Genomic DNA, 6,212 nt, shown 5'->3' with positions numbered 1-6,212 from the left:
CCCGCATCACATTGCCCGGCTACGGCTTGCGCTGGTTGCAGCGGCGCTGAGGCACCCAGAACCTCGTAGGAGCGGCGGAAGCCGCGATGAAGCTTCCCCGGTAAAACCCCATCGCGGCTCACGCCGCTCCTACGAAGCAAGCGCTATGCCTTCGGGGTGAGCTTGAGCAGGCGACCCTGGCTGTCGCCGCGTTCGTCTTCCAGCAGCCAGAGCGCGCCGTCCGGGCCTTGTTCGATCTCGCGGATGCGCGCGCCCATGTCGTAGCGCTCGGCCTCGCGTGCGTCGGTGCCGTCGAACGCCACGCGCACCAGCGCACGCGAGGACAATCCGCCGATGAAGCCATCCCCCTTCCACTGCGGAAACAGCGTGCCGCTGTAGATCACGAAGCCGGCCGGCGAGATCACCGGATTCCAGGTGATCTTCGGTGCGGCGAATTCCGGGCGGGTGTCGTGGTCGGGGATCGGCGCGCCGCCGTAGTGGTCGCCGTTGGAGACGATCGGATAGCCGTAGTTGGCGCCGCGCCTGATCAGATTCAGTTCGTCGCCGCCCTGCGGGCCCATCTCGTGCACCCACAGCCGGTCCTTCGCGTCGAAGGCGATGCCGAGTGCGTTGCGGTGGCCGAGTGACCAGACCTGCGCGGTCACGCCACTTTGAGCGGCGAACGGGTTGTCGGCCGGCACGCGGCCGTCGTCTTCCAGCCGTACGATCTTGCCGAGGTTGCTGCTCATGTCCTGTGCCGGGTCGAACTTCTGCCGCTCGCTGGAGGTGATCCACAGCTTGCCGTCCGGGCCGAATGCGAGCCGGTGGCCGTAATGGCCGCCGCCCTCGACCTTGGGCACCTGCCGCCAGATCACTTTCAGTTCCGACAGCGCGCCGCCGCCGTCGGCATCCAGCGCCAGCCTGGCGCGTGCGACCGCTGCACCACGGGTATCGCCGTCGCCGGCCTCGGCGTAGCTCAGGTAGACCCAGCCGTTACGGGCGAAATCCGGATGCGGCAGCACGTCGCCGAAGCCCCCCTGGCCGCCATAGGCAACCTCGGGCACGCCGCTGATGTCGCCGGTGCGGCGAGTGGCCGGGTTGAAGCGCTTGAGCGCGCCGCGCTTCTCGCTGACCAGCAGGGTGTCGTCCGGCAGGAAGCTCATCGCCCAGGGTTCTTTGAACCTGCCGAACTCGGTGGCGGTGAATGGCCATTGCGCCTGTTTGACCGCCGCAGGTTGCGCGCAGGCGGTGATGGATAACGAGGAGAACGCGAGGCCAACGGCGTACAGGACCGTCAGCAGGCGGGCGGGCTTCGACATGATGCGGGCTCCGGGAGTGCGGTTCGAGCCTTCACCTTAGCGGATCGACGCGGGCGGCGGCGACCCGGCGTGGTTGTTGCCGCGCAGTCGGGAACATCGCGCTACATCCTGCGTGGCGTATCCACTTCGACGTGCGCGGCGTGTTCCCATGCGCGACGCACCGCGTGGCGCGCCTTGCTCCAGGCCAGCGAATGCGCGCCGCGGTGGGCATCCCAGTCGTGATGCAGCTCGGCTTCGACCTGTTCGTAGGTACGGTTGAAATCGCGGATACGCGCTTCGTGACCGGCGATGTAGGCCGGTTCGTAATCCTCGAACGCCTCGCCGTCGCTGTAATACGGTTCGTCGCCGAAGCGCTCGCGCCAATAGCGCGATATGGCTTCGCGGGCGCTGCCTTCCGGCGTGCGGCCGGGGATCTGGTAGGTGAGGTTCATGGCGAGGTTTCTCCGCGAAGGATGAACCATCACGCTAGGCCATCGGGCGTTAATCCGGTCGCCAGGATGGGTGATGCAAGCATGAAGTTGCGACGCAGCACGCGTGGCTCGCGGTGTAGCGGTAGCATCGCCTCCTGCCCCGAGGATGCTGTGAATGGCCGCCTATTCCCTGACCATGCTGACGCCCTACCTGACTGCGAGCGGGGTGCTGTGGCTGTACTACCGGCGGATGCGGCGTCATTTCGGCTACCAGCGCTGGCAGCCGCGGCGTACCTGGGTACGGGTGACGTTGCTGAGCCTGGTCGCCGTATTCCTGTTGTTGGCGGTGTTCGTGCTGCCGCATGTCGCGATGGGGGTAGCTGGCGGCGTGCTGGCAGGCGCGGCGCTCGGCCTGTTCGCGTTGCGGCATACCCAGGTCGAACTGCGCGACGGCAGCCCCGGCTATACCCCCAATGCCTGGATCGGCGGTGCATTGAGCGTGCTGTTGCTGGCGCGGCTTGCCTGGCGCTGGAGCCAGGGCGCGTTGTTGGGCGGGATGCAGCAGGACCCGAACCAGATCAGTCCGTTGACGCTGGCGATGGCGGCGGCGCTGGTGGCCTATTCGCTGACCCAGGGCATCGGCCTGCTGGTGTGGATGCGACGATTCACCGCGGTGCGTTGAGCATCGCTGCGCGCCTTGGTTCGTGAACAGTCCGCTGGACGGTTCAGCATGGAGTGGCGAACCCGCATGCTAGGCTGGAGTTGAAGGGGAGTAGCTCTCTCGTGCTGTCACCGTCATTACGGGCCCATCGCCCCGGTGCAGCAGCGGACGGTTCAGCCGTCTGTGGGCAAGACCTTCGCCGCTACCGCGGCGAGGGCATACCTTTGCAGGCATGTATCCCGTCGCGGTCCAGAACCGACTACGGAGACCTTCTTCATGCTTTGTCCCGCTTGCAAAGACGTAACCCTGTCCCTGGCCGATCGTCAGGGCATCGAAATCGATTTCTGCCCCAAGTGCCGAGGGGTCTGGCTCGATCGTGGTGAATTGGACCGGATCATCGAGCGCAGCGAACAGGTGGCACCGCCGCCGCCGATTCCGCCGGCTCGACATGACGCCGGCTACGACGAACGTGCCAGGCAGAGCCACTATCCGCAGGAACATCACTACAAGCGCAAGAAGAAATCCTTGCTGGGCGAGCTGTTCGATTTCTGACGGTGTGAGGGCCAGTCCTGATCAGGAGATAGCAAGTGCCATCGGACCGTAGGAGCGGCTTCAGCCGCGAGGGCGTTCCCGGGAAAGCCCTCGCGGCTGAAGCCGCTCCTACGGTGAACGGGCGATCGGAAAACCTTAAACAAGACTCAGCCCGTGCGTCTCGGGAACAGATAGATCACCGCGCCGACCACGATCGCCACGCCGGCGGCGAGCAGGTTCTGCCAGCTCGCGCTGGCCAACAGCGCCAACGTGAGCAACAACGCCAATACCGGAATCAGCGGACCGCCTGGCAAACGCAAGGCGCCCTCGCGGTCGCGATAACGGCGCGCCAGCACCAGCACCGCCGCGGCAGTGCCGAGGTAGGCGAGCAAGCGGGTAACCATCGACAGCAATGCGAGCTGTTCGAACGAGCCGCTCAACGCCAGCGCCAGCGAGATCACGAACTGCACCAGGATCGCCACGTACGGCGTGTGGAAACGCGGATGCACCGCTGCGACCAGCTTCGGGCCGTAACCATCCTGGGCCAGCGCGAACAGGAAGCGCGGTCCCAGCATCACCGTGTTGCTGGTGGTGCCGAGGATCGAGATGGTCGCGCCGACCGTGAGCAGCAGCGCCAGTCCTTCGCCGCCGAACTGCGCGGCGGCATCGGCCAGCGGTGTGGTCGAGGCGGTCAGGTTCGGCAGCGTGCCTTGCGCGACCAGTTGCACCAGCACGTAGATCGCGGTGACGGTGACGATCATCACCATCAACGCGAATGGCACGTCGCGACGCGGATTGCGGTACTCGCCAGCGGCGGCCGGGATGTTCTCGAAGCCGGCATAGGCGAACAGCAGCAACAGCGCGGCCTGGCCGAGGTTGCCGTAGTCGTGCATGTCCGGACGCGTACCGCCCAGTGCCTGGTCCCAGTTGATGTAGAACAGACCAATCGCCACGAACAGCAGCAGCGGCACCAGCTTGCCGATCACCAGGACCACCCCGGTGCGTGCGGCCGAGCGCACGCCGATCACGTTGATCGCAGTCAGCCCACCGAGCGAGATGATCACCACCAGCAGACGCCCGACGCCGTCGGCTGCAGCCGGCCAGAAGCGCGCGACCGCATCGGCCAGCGCGTTGCCGAGCGCAGCGGCCGAGCTGATGCGGGTCAGCCAGATCGTCCAGCCGACCTGGAAGCCGGCGAACGGGCCGAACGCCTCGCGCGCGTACAGGTAGCTGCCGCCGGGACGATCGAAATAACTGGCCGCCTGCGCGTAACACGACACCAGCAGCGCGACCGCGACGCCGGCCAGCACCACCGAGCCAATGCTGAAAGCGCCCAGATGCATGAACACCAGCGCCGGCATCAGGTAGATGCCGCTGCCGATCACATCGTTGATCGACAGCCCGACGATCTGCCAGCGGCTGACCGCGCGCAGCAGTTGCGGCTTGTCGGGTGTCGGCGCACTCATCGTGTTTTCTCCAGCGCCGGCAGTGCCCAGGTGGCCTGCAGGCGACGGTATTCGGCCCGTGGCAGCAGCACGAAGCGCGGGGTTGCCTTCGGATCTAGCCATGCCAGCAAACGTTGCATGTCGGCCGGCTCCATCGCGGTGCAGCCGGCGGTGGCTTCGCCCGGCGTGCGCCACAGGTGCGCGAAGATGCAGCTGCCGTGGCCGGGGATGGCCTGCGCGTTGTGTTCGATCACGAAGCCCTCGCGATAGCGCACGTCGCCATCGTGGTGCAGGTCCAGCCGCATCGGCTCGCTGGAGCCCTTCACCGCGTCTGCACCCACTTGTTTGGCATCGACGATGCGGTTGTAGAGCGGCGAGTCCGGCACGTCCATGCACCAGTTCGTGGCTTGCATCGGCTGGTAGGGCATCGCGCTGTCGATGTGGCCGGCGTAACCGAACGCGGTGCCGATGGCGAACACACCGGCCGGGCTGCGGCCGTCGCCCTCGCGCTTCTGCGGGCCGTCGGTCTGCGGCGCATTGAGGCCATCGCCCCAGCCGCTGCCGTTGCGACCGATCGCCACCGCGAACGCGGGAGCTGCCGTCTGCCAGCGGTCGCCATTGCGCACGAAGGTCTGCAGCCGGCCCTCGGTGGCATTCCAGTCCGGCGTCACCACCACGACCAGTTGCTTGGCCGCGTCGATCGGCGAGGACGTAGCCGCGAGGGCAGGCGCGCAGGTCAGCATTGCCAGGGGAGCCAGCATGCGCAGCAGCGTCGCGTGGAAGAGACGGGTCATGCGGGGCTCCGGGATCAGGATTCGAGCAGGCGCTGTACCCGCGCCAGGTTGGTGGCCAGTTCGCGGTGCCGGCCGGGGTTGGCCTGGCACAGCAGCACGAACACGAAGTCGAGCAGGTACTGCAAGGACGCACGATAGAGCAGTTGCGCGATGTGCGGGGCCGGATCGTGCGCGGAGATCGCCAGCGCGGCGTCGGCCATCGCGCGCAGCGGGTTGGCGGTGTGGCGGGTGATCGATACCAGCTTGCCGCCGCTGGTCTGGAACTCGCGTGCGATGTGGCCGAGCTGTGGCAGTTGGCCAAACTCGGAGAACATCAGCAGTACATCGCCCTCGCGCGTGGCGGAGAGGTTGGACATCAGCAGGATCGGATCGGCGTGATGCACGGTAAGCACGCCGAGCAGCGACAGCCGCATCGCGAACTCGCGCGCGAACAGGCCGTCATCGCCGATACCACAGACGAACACCTTGCCGGCACCGTCGAGCAGGCCGACGATCGCCTCGACGTTGCTGCGCGGATTGAGCAGGCGCGTCTCCTCCTCGGAGGCGGCCTTGCTGTCGCGCAGGGCGAGGTCGAGGCGGGCGTAGGCGTCGTCGTTGTCCTCGCTGGCGGCCTGGCGCGGCTGTGGATTGCCGGCGCGGGCGATGGCCTCGCCGATCGAGTACTTGAGGTCGGGATAGCCCTTGAAGCCGAGCTTCTGGCTGAACTTGACCACGCTGGACTGGCTGATGCCGAGTGCGCTGGCCAGTTGCTGGGAGGAGTAGTCGCGCAGCAGGTGGGCGTTTTCGAGGATGAAGTCGGCGATGCGGCGTTCGATGGCCGACATGCCGTCGCGCTCGGCGCGGATTTTCACCAGGGGGGGCATGGGACGGTCGTGGTCTCCGCGCGGCATTGGGTCAATCTACCGGGTTTGCGTGCTGTTGTTCTTGCCGTGGCAATTGATCTTGCTGTTGCTCGTGATTCTGTTGTTGCTGTTGATGTTGCTTTTCCGCTTTTCCGGGCCCCCATCCGCAGCGACGGAGCCAGCGGGAAAAACCCGAAGGGCGACGCACATGGATGTGCGTCGTTTTCTGCC

At 66.5% G+C, this 6,212-nt stretch carries 7 protein-coding genes; 2 read left to right on the top strand and 5 right to left on the bottom strand.

The window, feature by feature from the left end; genetic code table 11:
• Positions 1–143: 143 nt before the first annotated feature.
• Together AC3WJE_RS20805 and AC3WJE_RS20800 are read right to left on the bottom strand one after the other, a co-directional pair.
• Positions 144–1,298: a PQQ-dependent sugar dehydrogenase gene (locus AC3WJE_RS20805; protein ID WP_493732752.1), complete on the bottom strand. Its 1,155-nt coding sequence runs from the start codon at positions 1,296–1,298 to the stop codon at positions 144–146.
• A gap of 101 nt (positions 1,299–1,399) precedes the next feature.
• Complete coding sequence (locus tag AC3WJE_RS20800) at positions 1,400–1,729, bottom strand: hypothetical protein (protein WP_493732751.1); 330 nt, start codon at positions 1,727–1,729, stop codon at positions 1,400–1,402.
• Positions 1,730–1,883: 154 nt separating this feature from the next.
• Here AC3WJE_RS20800 and AC3WJE_RS20795 point away from each other — a divergent pair, with 154 nt between their 5' ends.
• Together AC3WJE_RS20795 and AC3WJE_RS20790 are read left to right on the top strand one after the other, a co-directional pair.
• Entirely contained in the window at positions 1,884–2,390 is a 507-nt protein-coding gene (locus AC3WJE_RS20795) for a CcdC protein domain-containing protein (protein WP_493732750.1), read from the top strand.
• A 255-nt stretch (positions 2,391–2,645) separates the two neighbouring features.
• Entirely contained in the window at positions 2,646–2,921 is a 276-nt protein-coding gene (locus AC3WJE_RS20790) for a TFIIB-type zinc ribbon-containing protein (protein ID WP_493732749.1), read from the top strand.
• A 146-nt stretch (positions 2,922–3,067) separates the two neighbouring features.
• Here the strand turns inward: AC3WJE_RS20790 and AC3WJE_RS20785 are convergent, their stop codons facing one another.
• The 3 genes from AC3WJE_RS20785 to AC3WJE_RS20775 are packed head-to-tail and all read right to left on the bottom strand — an operon-like array spanning position 3,068 to position 6,002.
• Positions 3,068–4,366, bottom strand: coding sequence for an APC family permease (locus AC3WJE_RS20785; RefSeq protein ID WP_493732748.1), 1,299 nt, complete (start codon positions 4,364–4,366; stop codon positions 3,068–3,070).
• On the bottom strand, positions 4,363–5,139 hold the full coding sequence (locus AC3WJE_RS20780) for a L,D-transpeptidase family protein (protein ID WP_493732747.1): 777 nt from the start codon (positions 5,137–5,139) through the stop codon (positions 4,363–4,365). The genes AC3WJE_RS20785 and AC3WJE_RS20780 overlap by 4 nt, the downstream gene beginning before the upstream one ends.
• Before the next feature lie 14 nt (positions 5,140–5,153).
• Positions 5,154–6,002 (bottom strand): MurR/RpiR family transcriptional regulator, encoded by an 849-nt coding sequence (locus AC3WJE_RS20775; protein ID WP_493732746.1) that lies wholly within the window; start codon positions 6,000–6,002, stop codon positions 5,154–5,156.
• Positions 6,003–6,212 lie beyond the last annotated feature (210 nt).

It is taken from the genome of Pseudomonas sp. GW821-FHT07E12, from assembly GCF_058986605.1.
The sequence above is the reverse complement of the archived record's forward strand: the minus strand, read 5'-3'. Positions and strand labels throughout refer to the sequence as shown.